At 69.1% G+C, this 18,815-nt stretch carries 19 protein-coding genes; 11 read left to right on the top strand and 8 right to left on the bottom strand.

Annotated features, from left to right (window positions below):
* The first annotated feature begins 102 nt into the window (after window positions 1-102).
* The 6 genes from ACWF7A_RS18175 to ACWF7A_RS18150 all read left to right on the top strand — a co-directional run bounded on the left by ACWF7A_RS18175 (window position 103) and on the right by ACWF7A_RS18150 (window position 7,628).
* Window positions 103-1,302, top strand: a complete 1,200-nt coding sequence (locus ACWF7A_RS18175) for a glutamate-cysteine ligase family protein (RefSeq protein WP_452251602.1) — start codon at window positions 103-105, stop codon at window positions 1,300-1,302.
* Window positions 1,299-2,588: an ergothioneine biosynthesis protein EgtB gene (gene egtB / locus ACWF7A_RS18170; RefSeq protein WP_452251601.1), complete on the top strand. Its 1,290-nt coding sequence runs from the start codon at window positions 1,299-1,301 to the stop codon at window positions 2,586-2,588. The genes ACWF7A_RS18175 and egtB overlap by 4 nt, the downstream gene beginning before the upstream one ends.
* A gap of 4 nt (window positions 2,589-2,592) precedes the next feature.
* Window positions 2,593-3,318, top strand: a complete 726-nt coding sequence (gene egtC / locus ACWF7A_RS18165) for an ergothioneine biosynthesis protein EgtC (RefSeq protein ID WP_452251600.1) — start codon at window positions 2,593-2,595, stop codon at window positions 3,316-3,318.
* Window positions 3,315-4,286, top strand: coding sequence for an L-histidine N(alpha)-methyltransferase (egtD, locus tag ACWF7A_RS18160; RefSeq protein ID WP_452251599.1), 972 nt, complete (start codon window positions 3,315-3,317; stop codon window positions 4,284-4,286). Before egtC ends, egtD begins: the two co-directional genes overlap by 4 nt.
* A gap of 63 nt (window positions 4,287-4,349) precedes the next feature.
* Window positions 4,350-5,942 (top strand): alpha/beta hydrolase, encoded by a 1,593-nt coding sequence (locus tag ACWF7A_RS18155; protein WP_452251598.1) that lies wholly within the window; start codon window positions 4,350-4,352, stop codon window positions 5,940-5,942.
* A gap of 102 nt (window positions 5,943-6,044) precedes the next feature.
* Entirely contained in the window at window positions 6,045-7,628 is a 1,584-nt protein-coding gene (locus ACWF7A_RS18150) for an alpha/beta hydrolase (protein ID WP_452251597.1), read from the top strand.
* Here the strand turns inward: ACWF7A_RS18150 and ACWF7A_RS18145 are convergent.
* Window positions 7,573-8,424, bottom strand: coding sequence for a hypothetical protein (locus tag ACWF7A_RS18145; protein WP_452251596.1), 852 nt, complete (start codon window positions 8,422-8,424; stop codon window positions 7,573-7,575). The two genes, ACWF7A_RS18150 and ACWF7A_RS18145, sit on opposite strands and share 56 nt — an antisense overlap.
* Window positions 8,421-9,140 (bottom strand): sulfite exporter TauE/SafE family protein, encoded by a 720-nt coding sequence (locus tag ACWF7A_RS18140; RefSeq protein ID WP_452251595.1) that lies wholly within the window; start codon window positions 9,138-9,140, stop codon window positions 8,421-8,423. Before ACWF7A_RS18140 ends, ACWF7A_RS18145 begins: the two co-directional genes overlap by 4 nt.
* An 82-nt stretch (window positions 9,141-9,222) precedes the next feature.
* Between ACWF7A_RS18140 and ACWF7A_RS18135 the strand changes: the two genes are divergently transcribed.
* Window positions 9,223-10,986 (top strand): LamG-like jellyroll fold domain-containing protein, encoded by a 1,764-nt coding sequence (locus ACWF7A_RS18135; protein ID WP_452251594.1) that lies wholly within the window; start codon window positions 9,223-9,225, stop codon window positions 10,984-10,986.
* Here the strand turns inward: ACWF7A_RS18135 and ACWF7A_RS18130 are convergent.
* The gene (locus tag ACWF7A_RS18130) at window positions 10,946-11,863 is read right to left on the bottom strand and encodes a sigma-70 family RNA polymerase sigma factor (RefSeq protein WP_452251593.1); all 918 of its coding nucleotides are present in this window, start codon (window positions 11,861-11,863) and stop codon (window positions 10,946-10,948) included. The two genes, ACWF7A_RS18135 and ACWF7A_RS18130, sit on opposite strands and share 41 nt — an antisense overlap.
* Window positions 11,860-12,822: a helix-turn-helix transcriptional regulator gene (locus ACWF7A_RS18125; protein WP_452251592.1), complete on the bottom strand. Its 963-nt coding sequence runs from the start codon at window positions 12,820-12,822 to the stop codon at window positions 11,860-11,862. Before ACWF7A_RS18125 ends, ACWF7A_RS18130 begins: the two co-directional genes overlap by 4 nt.
* A 184-nt stretch (window positions 12,823-13,006) precedes the next feature.
* Here ACWF7A_RS18125 and ACWF7A_RS18120 point away from each other — a divergent pair, with 184 nt between their 5' ends.
* Window positions 13,007-13,198, top strand: coding sequence for a S1 RNA-binding domain-containing protein (locus ACWF7A_RS18120; RefSeq protein WP_189155947.1), 192 nt, complete (start codon window positions 13,007-13,009; stop codon window positions 13,196-13,198).
* 39 nt (window positions 13,199-13,237) lie between these two features.
* Here the strand turns inward: ACWF7A_RS18120 and ACWF7A_RS18115 are convergent, their stop codons facing one another.
* On the bottom strand, window positions 13,238-14,092 hold the full coding sequence (locus tag ACWF7A_RS18115) for a hypothetical protein (RefSeq protein ID WP_452251591.1): 855 nt from the start codon (window positions 14,090-14,092) through the stop codon (window positions 13,238-13,240).
* Complete coding sequence (locus tag ACWF7A_RS18110) at window positions 14,089-14,550, bottom strand: hypothetical protein (RefSeq protein ID WP_452251590.1); 462 nt, start codon at window positions 14,548-14,550, stop codon at window positions 14,089-14,091. The genes ACWF7A_RS18115 and ACWF7A_RS18110 overlap by 4 nt, the downstream gene beginning before the upstream one ends.
* A gap of 576 nt (window positions 14,551-15,126) precedes the next feature.
* Here ACWF7A_RS18110 and ACWF7A_RS18105 point away from each other — a divergent pair.
* The gene (locus tag ACWF7A_RS18105) at window positions 15,127-15,618 is read left to right on the top strand and encodes an SUKH-4 family immunity protein (RefSeq protein ID WP_452251589.1); all 492 of its coding nucleotides are present in this window, start codon (window positions 15,127-15,129) and stop codon (window positions 15,616-15,618) included.
* Between the two features lies 1 nt (window position 15,619).
* Here ACWF7A_RS18105 and ACWF7A_RS18100 read toward each other — a convergent pair whose 3' ends face one another.
* Both ACWF7A_RS18100 and ACWF7A_RS18095 read right to left on the bottom strand, forming a co-directional pair.
* Window positions 15,620-16,096 carry a hypothetical protein gene (locus tag ACWF7A_RS18100; RefSeq protein ID WP_452251588.1) on the bottom strand — a complete coding sequence of 159 codons (477 nt, stop codon included), beginning with the start codon at window positions 16,094-16,096 and terminating at the stop codon, window positions 15,620-15,622.
* Window positions 16,096-17,511 carry a helix-turn-helix domain-containing protein gene (locus ACWF7A_RS18095; RefSeq protein WP_452251587.1) on the bottom strand — a complete coding sequence of 472 codons (1,416 nt, stop codon included), beginning with the start codon at window positions 17,509-17,511 and terminating at the stop codon, window positions 16,096-16,098. The genes ACWF7A_RS18100 and ACWF7A_RS18095 overlap by 1 nt, the downstream gene beginning before the upstream one ends.
* A gap of 400 nt (window positions 17,512-17,911) precedes the next feature.
* Here ACWF7A_RS18095 and ACWF7A_RS18090 point away from each other — a divergent pair, with 400 nt between their 5' ends.
* Window positions 17,912-18,400, top strand: a complete 489-nt coding sequence (locus ACWF7A_RS18090) for a hypothetical protein (RefSeq protein WP_189155952.1) — start codon at window positions 17,912-17,914, stop codon at window positions 18,398-18,400.
* A gap of 51 nt (window positions 18,401-18,451) precedes the next feature.
* The gene (locus ACWF7A_RS18085) at window positions 18,452-18,808 is read left to right on the top strand and encodes a Rieske (2Fe-2S) protein (RefSeq protein ID WP_452251586.1); all 357 of its coding nucleotides are present in this window, start codon (window positions 18,452-18,454) and stop codon (window positions 18,806-18,808) included.
* Window positions 18,809-18,815 lie beyond the last annotated feature (7 nt).

Genomic DNA, 18,815 nt, shown 5'->3' with positions numbered 1-18,815 from the left:
CACACGGGCACTTGTCTTGTTTCGTAAGGATTCGAGGGCTGCGAGTGTCAGACCCCGCGTGTAGCGTCGAACGGGCCAGACGATCACGGGGAGTGTGGCAGCGTGACTGCGTTGCGTAATCAACCGGCGCCGGCGAGGTTCGCCGACCGCGCCGAGGCCGAGGCTTATGTGGCCTCGGTCTGTTTCAAGCACGGGCCTCCGAGGCTGTTCGGCGTGGAGCTCGAGTGGACCGTTCACCACGCCGAAGACCCTGCTCAGGTCCTCGATCGTCACCGGCTCGCCGCAGCGCTCGGCGAGCACGCACCACCCACGCTAGTACCGGACAGCCCCCAGCGGCCGCTTCCCAGCGGCACCCCGCTGACGGTCGAACCCGGCGGGCAGGTCGAGATCTCCACTCCTCCCTGCGCCAGCCTCCCGGACCTCTTCCGGACGGTCTCCCAGGACATATCCCAGCTCACCGCCATGCTCGCCGACCACGGTCTCGTGCTCGGCGACAAGGGCGCTGACCTGCATCGACGGCCTACGCGCATGCTGCAGGTGCCCCGGTACGCCGCGATGGAGCACGCGTTCGGCGCGCTCGGCGACGACGGCATCTCGATGATGTGCAACACCGCGGGCCTGCAGGTGTGCCTCGACTTCGGCGAGGCCAAGCACCTGCAGGACAGATGGGCGGCCGTGCACCAGCTCGGGCCGGTGATGATCGCGTTGTTCGCGAACTCGCCGAGCATCGGTGGCATGCACCAGGGCTGGCAGTCCGCCCGCATGCGCGCCCTGTACGGCTGTGATCCCGTGCGCACCAGACCGAGTGCCGTGTGCGCCGATCCGGCCCAGGCCTACGCGCGCAGAGTCGTCGACACGCCCGTGATCGTCGTGCGCGGTCCGAGCGCCAACTGGATCCCCCAGCGCCGCTTCACGTTTGCGGAGTGGCTGAACGGGGCACACGATCGTGCTCCTACCAGCGACGACCTGGATTACCACATGTCCCTGATGTTCCCGCCGGTCCGGCCGCGCGGGTACATCGAGATCAGATACCTCGACACGCCCGAGCCGGGCGGGTGGATCGCGCCGAGTGCGCTGCTCGTCGCGCTGTTCAGCGACCCGTCCGTTGTGGACGGTGTGCTGGCGGCGACGGAACGGGCCGCCGGGCGGTGGCTCGTCGCCGCGCGGCACGGGTTGGCGGACGAACGCATCGCGCGTGCCGCGAAAGACGTCGTGGCGCTGGGCATCGAGGCGTTGCCTCGCACCGGCCTCTCCCACGACCAGATCAGCACCATCAGCCGGGAGCTTGAGGGGAAGCTGTGACCGAAGAACTCCGCGAGCAGGTGGCGGGGGAACTGTTGCGCTCGCGCGCGCGTTCCATCGCCCTGACTGACGCCGTCGACGAGCACGACCTCGTCCGGCAGCACTCGAAACTGATGTCGCCGCTGGTCTGGGACCTGGCGCACATCGGCAACCAGGAAGAGCTGTGGCTCGTTCGCGACGTCGGCGGACGCGAACCGGTGCGCAGCGACATCGACGAGTACTACGACGCGTTCAAGTTCTCCCGCAGCGTGCGGCCCGAGTTGCCGCTGCTCAACCCGCGCGAGGCCCGGCAGTACGTCGGGGACGTGCGCGGCAAGGTGTTCGACGTGCTGGAGAAGGTGCCGCTGCAGGGACGCAGGCTCGTCGAGAACGGGTTCGCGTTCGGCATGATCGTGCAGCACGAGCAGCAGCACGACGAGACGATGCTCGCGACGCACCAGCTCCGCACGGGCGAACCGGTGCTGCACGCGCCCGCGCCGCCGCCCGGAAGCCTTGTGCCCACAACGGAAGTGTTCATTCCGGGCGGACCGTTCGAAATGGGCACTTCGGACGAACCGTGGGCGCTCGACAACGAACGGCCCGCGCACGCCGTGCACGTCGACTCGTTCTTCATCGACACGACACCGGTCACGAACGGCGAGTACGCCCAGTTCATCCTCGCCGGCGGGTACGACGACCGTCGCTTGTGGACCGACGAGGGCTGGGAGCACCGCACGACGGCCAAGCTCGTCGCGCCCCGGTTCTGGCAGCGCGAGGAGAACTCGTTCGTGCGCACGGCGTTCGGCGTGACGGAGCCGATCGTGCCGGACGAGCCCGTGGTGCACGTGTGCTTCCACGAGGCCCAGGCGTACGCGACGTGGGCCGGCAAGCGCCTGCCGACGGAGGCGGAGTGGGAGAAGGCGGCCCGCTTCGACACCGCGGCCGGCAAGACCCGCCGCTACCCGTGGGGCGACGAGGAGCTGACCGACGAGCACGCGAACCTCAACCAGCGCCACCTGCGCCCGGCCCCGGTCGGCGCCTACCCGGCGGGAGCGTCCCCCGCGGGCGTGCACCAGCTGATCGGTGACGTGTGGGAGTGGACGTCGAGCGACTTCGGGCCGTACCCGGGGTTCGAGGTGTTCCCGTACGAGGAGTACTCGAAGGTCTTCTTCGGACCGGACTACAAGGTGCTGCGCGGAGGCTCGTTCGGCACCGACAAGTCCGCGATCCGCGCGACGTTCCGGAACTGGGACTACCCGATCCGAAGGCAGATCTTCGCCGGCTTCCGCTGCGCCAGGGACGCCTAGACCGATGTGCCGCCACCTGGCGTACCTGGGCGCCGCCGTGCCCGTCTCCGGGCCGCTCTACGACGCACCGCACTCGCTGGAGCACCAGTCGTACGCGCCGGCGGACATGCGGGCCGGCGGAACCGTCAACGTCGACGGCTACGGCGTCGGCTGGTTCCCCGGTCCGGTGCGATACCGGCGGGCCGGGACGTTGTGGAGCGACGCGAACCTGCGTCAACTGGCGTCGGTGCGGTCCACGGCGTTCCTGGCGGCGGTCCGGTCGGCCACGACGGGCATGCCGGTCGCCGACGCGGCGTGCGCGCCGTTCACCGACGGCACGTGGTTGTTCAGCCACAACGGACGCGTCGACGGCTGGCCGCACACCGTCGCGGGGCTGGCGAAGACGCTCGACGTGACCGACCTGCTCACGATGGACGCGCCGACCGACTCGGCGCTGTTGTGGACGGTCCTCCGACGCCGTCTGGAGACGGGGAAGAACCCCGTCGAGGTGCTTGTTGAACTCGTGCGGGAGGTAGCGGACGTGGCGCCGAAGTCACGCCTGAACTTCTTGCTGACCAACGGAGAAGTGCTCGTGGGGACGACGTGGACACACGCCCTGTGGGTGCTTCGACGAGGCGAGGGCGTGACACTCGCGTCCGAACCGCTCGACGACGACCCGGGCTGGCGGGAGATCCCCGACCGGCACGTGGTCACCGCCGTTCCATCCACTGTGGAGGTTCGACCGATATGACCGAGCCGGTGCTGGACGTTCATCTCACTCCGGAGGACGCCGCACACGCGCTACGTGCCGACGTGCGGGCCGGACTGACCGCGGACCCCAAGTGGGTCTCGCCGAAGTGGTTCTACGACGCCGTCGGCAGCGCGTTGTTCGAGGACATCACGAGGTTGCCCGAGTACTACCCGACCCGTGCCGAACGGGAGGTGCTCGCGGAACGCGCGGGCGACATCGCGGTGGCGACGGGCGCGCATTCGTTGGTGGAGCTGGGTTCCGGCTCGTCGGAGAAGACGAGGCTGTTGCTCAGTGCTCTGAGGGAACACGGCACGCTGCAGGAGTTCGTGCCTCAGGACGTGTCGGTGTCGGCGCTGACCGAGGCCGCGCACGCGATCATGGCGGACTACCCGGGGCTGCGGGTGCACGGCGTGGTCGGCGACTTCACGCAGCACCTGTCGTTGCTTCCGGGTGAGTCGCCGCGCGTGGTCGCGTTCCTGGGCGGCACGATCGGCAACCTGATCCCGGAGGAGCGCGAGAAGTTCCTGCGCACGGTCCGGGACGTGCTGGAGCCGGGGGAGTGGCTGCTGCTCGGCACGGACCTGGTGAAGGACCGGGACACGCTGGTGCGCGCGTACGACGACGCGCAGGGCGTGACGGCGGAGTTCAACCGCAACGTGCTGAACGTGCTGAACCGCGAGGTCGGCGGGGACTTCGACGTCGAGGCGTTCGAGCACGTGGCGTTGTGGAACGCCGAGCAGGAGTGGATCGAGATGCGGCTGCGGGCGAAGCGGGCGATGACCGTGACGCTCGCCGAGCTCGGCCTGACCGTCGAGTTCCGCGAGGGTGAGGAGCTGCGGACCGAGGTCTCGGCCAAGTTCCGCGAGGAGGGCGTCAAGCAGGAGCTCGAGGACGCCGGATTTTCGCTGCACCGCTGGTGGACCGACTCGCAGGGCCGGTTCGCGGTCTCGCTGGCCCAAGCGGTGTAACCCGGGTCACAACCCGACGATAGGCGGGTACACGCGGCTCACGGTCAGTGGTGGGCTGGATCGATGACTCCTGCATCAACGCGTGCCGTGCGCGTGGCGCTCGTCAGTGCGCTCGCGCTCGGCACCGTCATCACCGGCCTGGGCAGCGCGTCGGCCCAGCCCGAAGCCACCACTGCCGTGAGACCCGCCGCCTGGGGTCCGTGCGCGGCCGACGTGCTCGCCGAGATCCCGGCCGCCGAACGCACGAAGGTCAGCTGTGCCATCCAGACGGTGCCCGTCGACCACTCGCGGCCGCGCGGGGACTCGACCGGCGTCGTCATGATGAAGCGCCCCGCCGGCGACCCGGCGAAGAAGATCGGCTCGCTGTTCATCAACCCCGGCGGTCCCGGTGGCGCCGGCCTGATCTACAGCGCCTACGGCTCCAGCTTCTTCACGCCGGAGATCCTCGAGAAGTTCGACCTCATCGGCTTCGACCCGCGCGGTGTCGGCCGCAGCGCGCCGCTGCGCTGCTTCCGCACGCAGGAGGAGGCCGACGCGGTCAACGACGGCTGGTACGCGTTGCCGATCACGCGCGACGAGATCGCCAGCTCGATCCGCCAGTCCAAGGTCTACACGGACTACTGCAAGATCAACGCCGGTCCGCTGCTCAACCACATGTCGACGGAAGCGGTCGCACGCGACCTCGACGTGATGCGCGAAGCCGTGGGGGACAGGCAGCTCACGTACGTCGGCTTCTCGTACGGCACGCTGCTCGGCGCGACCTACGCGAACATCTTCCCGTCGAAGTCGCGCGCCCTGGTGCTGGACGGCAACGTCGACCCGCAGCTGCGCCTGACCAACGGCGCGCAGTACGACCGTGAACGCGCTCGTGGCTTCGAGATCGCACTCGACGCCATGCTGAAGCGCTGTGACTCCGTCGGTGTCGAGAAGTGCGCGTTCGCCGGTGGTGCGCGCAAGAAGTTCGACGACATCCGCGAGTCGTTGCGCAAGGCCCCGACCACGTTGCCCGGCGGGGTCGAGGTCACGCTGACCGGGCTCGTCGGCCGCACGGCGAGCAACCTGTACAGCCCGACGACGTTCAAGGCGCTCACCACGTGGCTGCAGTCGATCCACGCCGTGCAGAACCCCGGTGTCCTGGCCGTTCAGTCCGTTGTGGACGTTCCGATGCTGAACAACCTGGGTGGCAAGGCGGACGTCCGCGTGCTGCCGGAGACGCCCTACACGAGCGACGACTCGTACTACGCCGTCAACTGCATCGACAAGCCGTTCGTGCGCTCGAACCGCAACTGGGCCCAGACGGCCGACAGGTGGGAGCGCGAGTCGCGGACGTTCGGCCGCTACCAGGCCGCGTCCGACCTGCTCACGTGCCCGACGTGGCCGACCCGCAACCCGGACCGCTGGATCGGGCCGTGGAACAAGCGCACCAAGAACCCGATCGTCGTGGTGGGCAACTACTACGACCCGGCGACGCAGTACCTGTTCGCGGAGCGCATGGCCAAGCAGCTCGGCAACGCGCGGCTGATCAGCGTCGACGCGTTCGGTCACTGCATCCTCGGTGACTCGGCCGGTGCCGACGCGGCGGTGACCCGCTACCTCGTCGACCTGGTGGCGCCGGCCAACGGCCAGGTCTTCCAGCCGAACGCCCAACCGTTCTGATCTTCGGCACGCCCGCCTGTCGCCGGGACACAACCCGACGATAGGCGGGTACAAACGGTGCACGGTCGGTGATGGGGTGCATCCGTGACGTCATCATCTCCAGTGCGAGTCGTGCTCGCGGGCGCGCTCGTGCTCGGCACCATCGCGTCCGGCCTGGGCGTGTCCTCCGCCCAGGCCGAGGCCTCTGTCAGTCCCGCTGCCTGGGGGCAGTGCGCGGCGGACGTTCTCGCCACCCTTCCCGCGTCCGTGACGCCCGAGGAGCGCGCGAAGCTCACCTGCGCCGTCCAGGAGGTGCCCGTCGACCACTCGCGCCCGCGCGGGGAGAAGACCGGCATCGCCATGATGAAGCGCCCGGCGAACGACCCGTCGCGCAAGATCGGTTCGATCTTCCTGAACCCCGGTGGACCCGGCGGTTCCGGCCTGGTCCGCGGCGCCGTCTCGAAGAACTACTTCCAGCCCTCCGTGCTGGACCGGTTCGACGTCATCGGCTTCGACCCGCGCGGCGTGGCCCGCAGCGCGCCGATGCGTTGCTTCCGCACGCAGGAGGAGGCCGACTCGGTCAACGAGGGCTGGTACGCGTTGCCGATCACGCGTGACGAGATCGCCAGCTCGATCCGCCAGTCCAAGGTCTACACGGACTACTGCAAGATCAACGCCGGCCCGTTGCTCAACCACATGTCGACCGAGGCCGTCGCCCGTGACCTCGACATCATGCGTGAGTCGGTGGGGGACAGGCAGCTCAACTTCGTCGGCTTCTCCTACGGCACGCTGATCGGCTCGACGTACGCGAACATCTTCCCCTCCAAGACGCGCGCGATGGTGATCGACGGCAACGTCGACCCGCAGCTGCGCCTGACCAACGGCGCCGAGTACGACCGCCAGCGCGCCGACGGCTTCGAGATCGCGCTCGACGCGATGCTGAAGCGCTGCGACTCGGTCGGCGTGACGAAGTGCGCGTTCGCCGGCGACGCCCGCGGCAAGTTCGAGGCGATGAAGAAGGCGCTGGCCAAGGGCCCGGCGACGTTGCCGAACGGCTCGAAGGTGACGCTGTCCGACGTCGTCGGTCGCGTCGCCGGTGACCTGTACTCGATCGCCCGGATCGCGCCGCTGGCCGCGTGGCTGCAGAGCGTCCACAACGCGCTCAACCCGTCGCCGGCCTTCAGCGTCCAGTCCACTGTGGAGCTCGCCGCGCCGTTGAACAACGCCGGTGGCCGCATGGACGTCGACCCGCTGCCGGACACCCCGTACACCGCGGACGACTCGTACTACGGCGTCAACTGCACCGACAAGCCGTTCTCCCGCACGAACCGCAACTGGGAGAGGACCGCGGCGAAGTGGGAGAAGGAGTCGCCGACGTTCGGCCGCTACCAGGCCGCGTCCGACCTGCTGACCTGCCCGACGTGGCCGACCCGCAACCCGGACCGGTGGATCGGGCCGTGGAACAAGCGCACGAAGAACCCGATCGTCGTGGTGGGCAACTACTACGACCCCGCCACGCAGTACCTGTTCGCGCAGCGCATGGCCAAGCAGCTCGGCAACGCACGGCTGATCAGCGTCGACGCGTTCGGCCACTGCATCCTCGGCCGCTCGGCGGGCACGGACGCGGTGGTCGCGAAGTACCTGGTGGACCTCACTCCGCCGGCTGAAGGCCAGGTGTTCCAGCCGAACGTCCAGCCGTTCGCCTGATCACAGGGCTCACCAGCAACACCCCCGCACCGAGGAACGGCGTCAGCGGGGCCACCGCCAGGGCGACCAGGGCGATGGCCGCGTTGGCGCCGTTCTTCTTCACGAGGGCCCAGATTCCGAGGCCGAGCGCGGCGACGATCGAGATGAGCGTGACGAGCAGGGTCCACGCGTCGTACCGATCGGCCAGTGCCAGAGCCAGAATCCCGGCACCCGCCAGGTAGTGCGCGTCCTTGCGCGGGCCGATCGCCGCTGCCGCCGCCGCGAAGACGACCAGCGGAGCCATGTGCCCGCCCAGCCACACCAGTGCCGCGCCGTAGCAGGCCGCCGCCACCGCGACACGCCAGCTCAGCCTTCTGACCGCCCAGCCGAGCAGCCCGGCGACCAGCAGCCACGCTGGGAGGAACGGCAGGTCGAACCACGGCTCCAGCGGGGTCGTGGCGGGGTTCTCCTGGGTGAGGAACCGGGGAGTGGTCGTGGTGATCGTGATCTGGACGCACTGGCCGGGCACGTTGCAGAGCTTGTCGTACTCGCTGAACGGAACGGCGACAACCGCCGTGTGCACGGCCATCGCCGCACAGGCCGTGGCGAGGAGTGCGACCCATACGGGCCTTGGCGCCACGGCGATCAGCGCGACCGCCACGGCCGCGGCGCCGACGTGCATGGGGGAGAGCCAGCGGAACTCGTCGTCGAGCAGCGTGACACCGCTGAGAACCGCGACGAGGCCCAGCGCCCACCAGTTCCGGCGCCACACCGCCCACGTGCCCAACACCAGCAGTGACCCCCAGAACCACGTCACAGCAGTGCGCTCCTCACGATCAGCACGACAGCGCTCGTTCCCGCGACGACCAGCATGGGCGTGCGGATCCCCTTGGCGTCGAACTTCTTGCGCAACGGCCCCGAAAGCAGGAACCCGGCGACCAGGAACGGGATCAGCAGCACGCCGCTCCACAGCTGGTGCGCGGTGACGTTGCCCGCGACGGTCAGGCCGAGGATCGACGCGCCGGAGCCCAGCACGAAGAACGCCCCGAGCGTCGCCCTCACCTGCGGTCCCGCCTGGTTCTGGTAGAGCAGCGCGACCATCGGGCCGCCCACCGCCGTCGCCGTGCCGAACGAGCCGCTCGCGAACCCGGCCGTGACGAGGGACCCGGGCCGGGGTTGCGGGCGCCAGGCCGTGATCGAGAGCAGCACACAGGCCAGCACCGAGCCGCCGACCACGAGGCCGAAGCCCTTCGGGTCGAGCGCGTCGACGATCAGGATGCCCACCACCGTGCCGGGCAGGCGGCCGAGCATCGCCCAGCCGACACCGCGCCAGTCGACGTGGCCGAACTCCCGCACGAGCGACAGCGACGCGTGCGCGGTGGCGATCATCAGGACCGGCACCGGCAGCAGCGCCGGGTCGAGCAACGCGAGCAGCGGCACGGCGACCAGGGCCAGGCCGAAACCGATCAGGCCCTGCAGCAACCCTCCGAGAGCGACGACGAACCCGGCCGCCGCGAGCAACCCCCAGGACATGCTTAGCTACGCTACACATCGGTGCCAGAGGTTTTCCTCGCCGTTCGCCTGGTGTTGGTGCGGCGCACCTACGCTCCGCGCCATGACCGCGTCCCGCCGTTCCTTCCTGCTCGGCACCGGTGCGACCGCCGCCGCTGCCGCCCTGGTCACGCCTGGTTCCGCAGCCGCGGACAACGTTGTCGGCGGCCGTCCGGACCCCGAGTCGCGGCGCTTCACGCTCGCCGTGATCCCGGACACGCAGTACATGTTCGACCTCGACCGCGGTGACTCGGCGCCGTTGAAGGCCACGCTGCAGTACCTGATCGACCGCCGGCGGTCCGAGAACATCGTCTTCATCAGCCACCTCGGCGACCTGGTCGAGAACGCGCGCAAGAGCGAGATCGACGACATCAGCGAGCGGTTCGAGGTGCTCGACCGGCGCCGGATCGGGTACAGCGTGCTCGCGGGCAACCACGACGTGCCGGACGCGCGGCTCGACGACCAGCGCGGGCCCACGCCGTACCTCGACAGGTTCGGGCCGCGGCGGTTCCGGACGTCGCCGACGTTCCGCGGTGCGAGCGCCGACGGTTACAACTCGTTCCACGTCTTCCGCGCCGGTGGCAGGGAGTGGCTGGTCCTGGCGCTCGACTGGCGCATGTCCGCCAGGGGTTTCGAGTGGGCGCGCTCGGTGCTGGCGAAGCACGCCACGTTGCCGGTCGTCCTCACCACGCACGAGCTCGTCCACGACGGTGGTGACGGGGTGGCGGCGATGTCCGACTACGGGCGCCGGTTGTGGAACGAGCTGATCAAGGACAACGACCAGATCTTCCTGACGCTGAACGGGCACTTCTGGCCGCCGGCGCGCACGACGTTGCAGAACTCCTTCGGCAACGACGTGCACGTGCACATCACGAACTACCAGGACCGCTACTACGGCGGTGGGGCGATGATCCGGCTCTACCACTTCGACCTGGACCGCGGCGTCGTCGACGTCCGCACCGTCTCGCCGTGGCTGCTCGGGAAGAAGTCGCTCAACCCGTTGGAGCGCAAGGAGACCGAGCTGACCGGACCGGCCGACCGGTTCAGCGTCCCGATCGACTTCGAGCAGCGGTTCGCCCGGTTCGACCCGCCGGTGCTGCCCGCTCCGCAGCCCGTCCGCGACGTGCTGGTGCGCGGCACGGTCGCGTACTGGCGGCTCGGCGAGGGGCTGAAGGACCTGTCGGGCAACGGGAACGACCTGCGGCAGGTCGGGTCGCTGACGGCCTCGGACGACCACAGCCGGCTCGCGCCGTCGCACCGTTCGCTGTACTTCGGCAAAGAGGGCCATCTGTCCACCGTGGACTCGGCGCCGGTGAACAAGGAGACCTTCGAACGCGGGTACACGATCGAGGTGTTCCTGAAGCTGCCCAACGGGTTCGACCACCCTTGGTGCGGTCTGTTCACGAAGCTCGCGCCCGGTTCGGCCGCCGGCAAGACCGGGGACGACCCGAGCGAGCCGATCGCGACCCTGAACGTCGCCGGAGGCGGTCAGCTGCAGTGGGCGGTGTTCCCGCGCAACCTGCCGGGCATCTCCACGAACTGGGGCCACGAGATGGCCTACGAGACGTGGTGGCACATCGCCGTGGTGAACGACGGCGTGCACACGACCCTGTACGTGGACGGGTCTCCGTTGCTGCGCAACCCGTCCACGCCCGCGCGGGGGATCTCGACCGCTGGTGACCCTTGGCTCGTCGGTGCCTACGCGTACAACAAGGTCGTCGAGAAGTCGTTGCACGGCTGGGTCGGGGACATGCGGATCGTGAACCGGGCGCTGGACCGCTCCGAGTTCATGCGGTCGAAGGCAGCCCGAACTTCGGGAACAGACTGAGGTCGAAGAAGGACGAGACGCGCGTGATCCGGTCTGTCACCTCCAGCACCTGGAGGTTGAATGCCCGGAACACGCCGTCCTCGGCCCTCAGGTACAGGCCGAAGGCGGGCTGGCCGTTCGCCTCCGTGGCGATCATCCTCGCTCCGTGCGGGACGGACGGGCACTGGTGGGTGAGATGCCACGCGACCATCTCCGGACCCCGGTAGAACTGCGGGAACGGCGGCATCTCCCAGACGACGTCCTGCGCGAACATGCCGATGATCGCCGGGATGTCCTTGGCCTCGAAGGCCTCGACCCACCGGTCGAGCAGCTGCTTGGCGTCCGCCGGTTCGGAGACCTCGTCCTCGGTGAGGTCCTTGAGCTGGGCGTGCGCCCGTTGCAGCGCGCTGTTGACGGCCGCGACCGTCATCTCCAGCTCGTCGGCGGTCTCCGCGGCGCTCAGCTTCAGCACGTCGCGCAGGATCAGCACCCCGCGTTGCCTCGGCGGGAGGTGTTGCAGGGCCGCGACGAACGCGAGGCGGGTGGACTCCCGTTCGGTGACGATCGCGGCCGGATCGGTCGGGAATGGTTCCAGCCACGGGATCTCGTGGTCCTGGACGAGCGGGTCGTTCTCCGTGCTGCCCTGCGTGCCGAGCCCGAACGGCAGCGGGCGTCTCGTGCGGCCGTCGAGCGCGGTCAGGCACGCGTTCGTGGCGATCCGGTACAGCCAGGTGCGCACCGAGGAGCGGCCCTCGAACCGGTCGTACGACTTCCACGCGCGCAGATACGTCTCCTGCACCAGGTCCTCGGCGTCGTGCAGCGAGCCGAGCATCCGGTAGCAGTGCGCGAGGAGCTCCCGTCTGAACGGGTCCGCGACGGTCGCGAAGTCCACTGTCATGCCTGCGCTCCGATCGACTTCTGGAGCCGGGTGATGAGCGTTTCCACGTGGTCCTTGAGGGCTTGGGGCTCGTGGATCTCGAAGTCGAGACCGAGGTACAGCAAGTAGAACACGATCCGGTCCAGAGCCTCGGCGCCCGTGCGCATCAGGCAGGTGGTGTCGTCGACCGGTTCCAGCGACACCGACGTCGGCGACGTGCGCTCCGCGACCGCCTGCATGGGTGCGTGGATCGTGAGCACGGCCTGGTAGGTGTAGACGTTGGACGCGATCTGCCGCGACACGAACTCGCCCAGGGACTCCGCCGGCGGCCGGCGAGGTGCGAACCTCGCCGCGAGCGCGGGCTCCTCGGTGATGCGGTCCACCCGGAACGTTCGCCAGTCCTCTTTGGACACGTCCCACGCGACCAGGTACCAGCGGCGGCCGGTGTGCACGAGACCCTGCGGCTCCGCGAGCCGCTTCTCGGGCTCGCCCCGCGTCGAGGCGTAGGTGAACCGCAGCTGCTGGTGGTCGCGGCAGGCGGCGGCGATGATCGTCAGCGTCTCCGGGTCGACGGTCGGCCCCGCGGCCGGCAGGGGAGTGGTGTGCATCTGCAGCGCCTGCACCCGCCTGCGCAACCTCGCCGGGAGCACCTGTTCGAGCTTGGTGAGAGCGCGGACCGACGTCTCCTCGATACCCGCGATCGAACCGTTCGCCGCCGTCCTGAGCCCGACCGCGACGGCGACCGCCTCGTCGTCGTCCAGCAGCAGCGGCGGAAGCTCCGCGCCCGCCCCGAGCTGGTAGCCGCCGGCCGCGCCCGGCAACGACGTGACGGGGTAACCGAGGCTGCGCAACTTGTCGACGTCGCGGCGGATCGTGCGCACGTCGACGCTGAGCCGCCCGGCCAGCTCCGGCCCCGTCCAGTCGCGCCGAACCTGCAACAGCGAGAGGAGCTTCAGCAGCCGTGCGGACGTCTCCAGCATATGACGGATTCTAGATTCCATTGCGGACAACGGCCTGCGGTGGTTAGGGTTTACGTCATGACTGCCGGGTCGGCCTCGTGCCGTGAGCGGAACGGTTGCCCGGCCCTGACTTGATCAGGGCCCCTCCAGCCCCCGCGCTTGTTCGCTCGTTGGACACGCGCACAGGGAGAGGAGGTGATGCGCAATGCTTCCCAACGTTGGTGATGTCTTTTCGGGGAAGGTCGTCTCGACCGTTCCCTTCGGTTCGTTCATCGAACACCCCGCCGGTGCACACGGGCTCCTGCACGGCCAGCAGGCCGAGGTCGGTGCCTCCGTGCAGGTGAAGGTGCTCGCGGTGGACGCTGAACAGCAGCGCTTCAGCCTGGAGCTGGCGTGACGTGAGTGCTCGGGCAGAGGCGCCCTGCCCGGGCTTTCGTCACGGCCTCCGGTAGTCCGCGCACTCGCTGGTCAAGCGGTCGTGCAGGGTCTTGCGGTGCCCCTCGTCCCGGGGCGCCGGCCCGAGCGCGTCCGCGGGACTGGTGATCCCGTGCAGCAACCGGTAGAGCACCACATCCGTTGCCGTGTAAAGCCAGTCGTCCGCCCTGCCGGGCGGCGCGGCCGGTCCGAGCATGTTCTCGAACCACGCCGGGAACAGCAGATCCCGTGCCACCGCGTCCTCGATGCGGGCGCGGATCTGCTGACGCGTGTGCTTGATGGCCTCGTTGCCGGCCGACTTGGCGACGGTGTCCTTGGTGTGCTCGTCGTCCGGGGCTTCCGGGCGTTCCCTGTCCGTGATGGCGCGCCACTGCTTGTAGTGCTTGCGCCACAACGCTTCCGCCGCCGGCGGGAGGTGGGTGAGCGCTTCGGCCGCGTCGAGGGACTCCGCGGCCTGCTTGTCGTACTCGGCGATCGCCTTGCGGGTGTCCCTGGCTTCCTGCGGGGTGAAAGTCCTGCGGGCGTACGCTTCCTGGCCCTTGAGGATCTTGGCCAGGTCCGGCTGGTCGATCTCCGGCCAGGTGTCGAAGTCGGCCTTCTGGGTTTCGCTCGCCCTGACCTTCCTGTTGAGCGCCACCAGCAGGCGTTCCAGGCGGTGGACGCTCTCCGCCAGTTCGGTCACGCGGTCGTTGGTCTTGGTGAGCTTCCTGGTGTTGTCCTTGAGCTGGTTGCTCTGGCTCAGCTGGGCCTGGGCCGCTTCCGACTGGGTGTCGTCCAGGCGGGTCTCCAGGGACTTGAGCTCTTTCTTCAGGCGGTCGGTCTTGTCTTCCAGGGCTTTGAGCGGGTCTATGTTCATCCGTGCGTCCTCCAGGCCCACCAGGCGATCCCGGCCGCTGTGACGAGTGTCGCCCAGCCGTTCAGGAGTGGGGTCAGGAGGGTGGCGGACAGGGCCGTGGTGATCGCTGCTGTTCTCGCCCTGGGCTCCCAGATCTTGTGGCCTGTCGGGTCTACCAGGACCGCCGCCGCTGTGGCAGTGGCCGTCAGGAGGGAGAGCAGGGACCAGGCGTCGAACCAGCCGACCGCGATGATCAGGGCTGCCGCCGTGGTGGCTGTGGCGATCGCTCGGTTCGGGGTGGTCAGCCTCGCTGCTTCCACGTCCCTTCTGGCCTGCATCACCGCTTCTACTTCTTCGTTCGTGGTGATCAGGAGGGAGTGGAAGTGCGGGCTGCCCGGGCTGGCCGAGTGGAGGGCTTTCACTGCTGTTCGCAGGGCGTGCTGGCGGTCGGCCAGGCGAGCGAACGGATCGGCTGCCATGCCCTGAAATCGTGATCAAGCGGGGTGGGTGGGGCTAGGGCTGGGAGGGGAGTTGGTCCGGTTGCCGACGAACTTCGCTCGCTCGGCCTAGTGGGTGTCGGTTGGTGGACGGCTGGGTTTGTGTGGGGGTGGCGCTTGCGTAGAGCTGGCGCTGTGTGGGGATGGCGCTTGTGTGGGGCTGGCGCTGTGAGGCTGGCGCTGTGTGGGGCTGAGCCTTGCTTGGGTTGACCTTTGCGTGGGGCGAGCTGTGCGTGGGCGAGCTGGTGCGTGGGGCGAGCTAAGACGGTGGTCACCTTGCGGGCGGCCAGGTTGCGTTGCGTGCTTTCCCTGGGGGCTCTGCCCCCAGACCCCCGGCAATCTGATCAGGGGGCCAGCGCTGTTCGCGGGTTGATGGCACGCCTGTTGCTTTGAGCGGCCGCCTGGCCCTTATGGAAAGACTGCTCGCCTTCGGCATCGCTTGAGGGCTCGCCTTCGGCATCGCTTGAATGCGGCTCGCCATTGGCGTCGCGTGCTCAGTGTGGATTGCCTTTGGCATCGGGCCGCTGTGCGGCTGCCGTCGTGTGCTTGGCTTTCCGCATGAGTGATCGGGTTCTTTATCCGGAGGCCGTTACGGCCGTGCTGGCCTCTGTCGAGGCCCGTGCCTACCTTCGGACTGAGGGGTTGCCTGCCTCGCACGAGTTGGTCGACGTGTTCCAGCCCGGCGACGTCGTCGTCGAGGAGCACCCGTCTGGGCGGACGTTCCTCGTGGTCGGCGGGTACGAGGATCTCGAGCGGTACTGCGTTGACGTGGGGTCTGGGGCCGTGGTCGTCGTCAGTGGTGTCGACGGGAGTGTGTGGCACCTCAACGCGAGCGCGATGGCCTTTGCTCGGTCGTTGGACGCGTTCACCGCTGCCTGTCCGTTCGGCTCGGCCGAGTGGGAGGCGGAGGAGTTCGAGCGGGTCGCTGAGGCGTTCCGGGAGCAGTTGCGGGAGATCGACCCGACCTCGTTGAGCGAGGATCCCGGGTACTGGCACTCGCTCCTCCACGACATCGCCATCGGCGACTACGTGGAGGAGGAGCTCGGGTGAGTCACGACTTCCGGCGGGCCTCCGGGGGCCAGACGACCTCGATCGGCACGCCGGAGGCCCTTGCCTGCTCCACGACGTCCGCTGTGCCGCCCTTGCCCTGGGCCGGGACGCCGTCCCAGACCGCCACGAGGAGTTCTACCGAGGCGAGCATGCGTTCGTTCGCCGCCACGTAGGCCAGGCGTCCGCTCGACATGTGCGGGAGGACGCTGACCACGGTGGCCGCTGCCCTCAGTTCGTCGTAGTCGGCCACCTGGTGTGGCTTCAGGCGGTCTCGGTAGTCCAGCGCCGGGAGGACTACTTCCACCTCTCCTCCGAGGGCGAGGACTGCCCTGGCGAAGACCTGGTCGGCTCCCGGGGCCAGGCAGGTCACGCCCACCAGGGTCGCGTCCAGCTTGGTCAAGGCCTCCGTGATGGCTGCCTGGACCGCGGGGACGCACTCCGGGACCAGGTTGCTGTGGCCGGTGATGCCTACTCGCATCAAGCTGTCCGGATCGCTCTGATCGCGTCCCTGGTGTCCTGCACGGCGGGGATGTGGCGGTGCCGTGCTGCTTCCTTGGCGAAGTCCTCCAGCTTGCGGAGAACGCGCCCCGAGGAGAGCTTCGCCGCTGTCGGCAGGACCTCGTTGATCAACCCGCACGCTGCCTCCGGGTCTCCCGCGACCATTTTGGTGCGCGCCAGTCCGATCACGTCGAAAGCGCGGTTGCGCACCTTCGACGGGTCCCGAAGCGCCAGGGCCCGCCGGATGTGTTGTTCGGCGAAGACGGCCTGGGCCGGGTCGTGCATGGCGAGGTCGCGGCAGCGGGCGCCGATGACGCCCTCCAGCTCGGCCTCGTCGAAGCTGTGCAGGTAGCGCGGTTCGTTGTCCGCGTCCCGTTGCGCGAAGCTGTCCTGGGCCATGCCCACGGCCTGGTGGAACTCGCGGGTCTTGCCCATCTGGGCGTACGCCCAGGCCTCGCGGGTCAGCAGCAGCGCCTTGAGCGTCGGGGTGCCCGTGCGGCGGGTGCCGTACTGGCCCAGCTGGACCAGCTCCAGGCCGTCCTCGGGGCGGCCCAGGTCGAACATCTGCCTCGCCATGGCGGCCAGGCACAGGGCCGCGAAGCCGTCGTTGTGGCCGGCCTTGGCCATGCGGATGGCCAGCACGTAGTAGCGCTGCGCCGCGTTGTGCAGGCCCGCGTCGAACGACATGCTCGCCGCCACCTTCGACAGCTCGGCGCCGATGAAGAACCCTCGTTCCGTCGTCGGGCCGGACGGTGCCCTGCCCAGGCGTTCGGCCAGCTCGTCCAGCTGACCCAGGACGGCCTTGCGGGCCAGGCCGTAGCCGCCCCGGCCGCCCCAGCCGCGCAGCCCGTCGGCCACGCGTTGCAACGCGAAGAGCTCCTCCTCGCTGATCGCCGAGTGCGACGACCACTTCGACAGGTTCTGCAGGGGGTGCAACCACCGCTGCAGCGGCTCGACCAGAGCTGACCCCACCGTCACCGCGGCGGCTCCGGTGAGCGCCGCTCGTCTGCTGATCGCCAAGTCGCTCCTCGCCGTCTCCTCGACCGAACGGGCAATGCTCGTCGCCTCCCAGGGGGCGGCGAGCACGTCTGGCGGGCCGGCCACGGGCAGGCCCACCTGAGCTGGGATGACGACTCGGTCGAACCACAGTCGTTCGCCCGGTACACCGAGCACTTGTGCGAAATGGCGCAGCCGGTCGAGGCGGTCGATCTGGTTCTCACCCGACTCGTAACGCGAGAGCTGCGCCTGGCTGATCCCGAGCCACGCCGCCATGCGGTCCTGCGTGACCCGGCTCAGGTGCTGGGGGTGGTGCCGGTACGCGGAGATCAGCGCACCCATGTCGCGGTCGGTGCACGCCGCCGCGATCGCAGGGTGGTCCCAGAAGTCGTTCGGCACTTCAGGCGGTCCGTGCACGTCCGCACGAGCGTTGCGGCGGCACCGGTGACACAACCGATCGGGGTTGTCTGCGGCGATGAACGCTCCACACGGGCAAGCGCGTCTGGATGTGGGTCTCGCTGCATCCATCGGCCTCGCCCCCGTCACTGAGCGTTCACCCAGTGTACGGAGGTGTGATCGTCAGTCCATCCATCTCATGCATAAGACGTAATGGATTCGCGTGTCGCAGTCCTGGTGCCCCCGCCCGGTGGATGAGCTTCATACGTCCGCTGCATGAGGCGCATGCAGCCGGCGAGTGGTGTTGGCGGGAACCGAGAAGGACCCTGCACAACGTCAGGCTGCGGGTCGATCCCCGTGGCGTGGCCAGTGCCTGACCCACCTACGGGGAGGACAACCGCCGATGAGCCTCACGACCGCGGAGACCGGCACCGCCGGGATCCCACAGAACAGGGGACACGCACGAGCGATCGGGGAGGCCGTCGCCGGCTACCGGTTGCTCGGCTGGCAGGTGACCGTCACCGAGCAGGGTGTGTTCCTGCCCCTGGGTCCCGCCACGACAGCCCTGGCGATGCCCGCGCGGATCGGGTCGCGAGTGCTGGCCGACCTGAAGTCCCGGATGCTCGCCGGGCCCGTCACGGTGATCCCCGGCCCCCGCGAGCACTGGATCTTCCTCGCCGAGCTGGTGGCGTTGCTGCCGACGCACCTCAAGGCGCCGCCGGAGGTCCAGTTCGTGCGATCGCCGCACCGGATCGCGCTGCCGCCGACGATGACCAGGTACGGATCGCTGCGGTGGGCGAACCCGCCGTCGCACTCGCGGCACTGGTTCCCGCCGTTCACCGCCGTGCTGGCCCTGGCCCGGACGGCCGCCGCGGAGGACCAGCGCCGATAATCGGTGCTCGTGGATCGACGAACGGTGTTGTTGTGTGGGCTCGCTGCCGCTGTGAGCGCCTGTGGCGAGCCCGCTCCTCGCAAGACGGGCGGTGTCGGGACCGCCCGGCCGGGGGACCGGGTCGTGGCCGTCGCCGCGGTGCCCTCGGGGTCCGGGGTGCTGGTGGACATGCCCGGCAACGCCCAGCTGCTGGTCGTGCAACCTCGATCGGGTGAATTCCGCGCGTTCAACCCCGCGTGTCCCCATGTCGGTTCCCTGGTGAACCCGCCCGCCGGCGGAGTGATCACGTGCCCGTTGCACGGGAGCTCGTTCGACCCGTCCACGGGTGCCGTCCGCAAAGGACCTGCGACTTCGGGACTGACCGAGGTCGCTCTCGTTCGTTCCGGCGACGATCTGGTGCTCGGCTGAGACCTGT

It is taken from the genome of Lentzea sp. NPDC055074 (assembly GCF_053608005.1).
Note: the sequence above shows the minus strand (reverse complement) of the source record. Positions and strands in the feature narration are given on the sequence as shown.

What these genes read in the sequence shown, in the direction of transcription:
- ACWF7A_RS18135 (WP_452251594.1), top strand. Translation starts at nt 9,223, where the DNA reads ATGACCGCGTCCCGCCGTTCCTTCCTGCTCGGCACCGGTGCGACCGCC.
- egtD (WP_452251599.1), top strand. Translation starts at nt 3,315, where the DNA reads ATGACCGAGCCGGTGCTGGACGTTCATCTCACTCCGGAGGACGCCGCA.
- ACWF7A_RS18155 (WP_452251598.1), top strand. Translation starts at nt 4,350, where the DNA reads ATGACTCCTGCATCAACGCGTGCCGTGCGCGTGGCGCTCGTCAGTGCG.
- egtC (WP_452251600.1), top strand. Translation starts at nt 2,593, where the DNA reads ATGTGCCGCCACCTGGCGTACCTGGGCGCCGCCGTGCCCGTCTCCGGG.
- ACWF7A_RS18125 (WP_452251592.1), bottom strand. Translation starts at nt 12,822, where the DNA reads ATGCTGGAGACGTCCGCACGGCTGCTGAAGCTCCTCTCGCTGTTGCAG.
- ACWF7A_RS18115 (WP_452251591.1), bottom strand. Translation starts at nt 14,092, where the DNA reads ATGAACATAGACCCGCTCAAAGCCCTGGAAGACAAGACCGACCGCCTG.
- ACWF7A_RS18090 (WP_189155952.1), top strand. Translation starts at nt 17,912, where the DNA reads ATGAGCCTCACGACCGCGGAGACCGGCACCGCCGGGATCCCACAGAAC.
- ACWF7A_RS18110 (WP_452251590.1), bottom strand. Translation starts at nt 14,550, where the DNA reads ATGGCAGCCGATCCGTTCGCTCGCCTGGCCGACCGCCAGCACGCCCTG.
- ACWF7A_RS18105 (WP_452251589.1), top strand. Translation starts at nt 15,127, where the DNA reads ATGAGTGATCGGGTTCTTTATCCGGAGGCCGTTACGGCCGTGCTGGCC.
- ACWF7A_RS18130 (WP_452251593.1), bottom strand. Translation starts at nt 11,863, where the DNA reads ATGACAGTGGACTTCGCGACCGTCGCGGACCCGTTCAGACGGGAGCTC.
- ACWF7A_RS18100 (WP_452251588.1), bottom strand. Translation starts at nt 16,096, where the DNA reads ATGCGAGTAGGCATCACCGGCCACAGCAACCTGGTCCCGGAGTGCGTC.
- ACWF7A_RS18120 (WP_189155947.1), top strand. Translation starts at nt 13,007, where the DNA reads ATGCTTCCCAACGTTGGTGATGTCTTTTCGGGGAAGGTCGTCTCGACC.
- ACWF7A_RS18140 (WP_452251595.1), bottom strand. Translation starts at nt 9,140, where the DNA reads ATGTCCTGGGGGTTGCTCGCGGCGGCCGGGTTCGTCGTCGCTCTCGGA.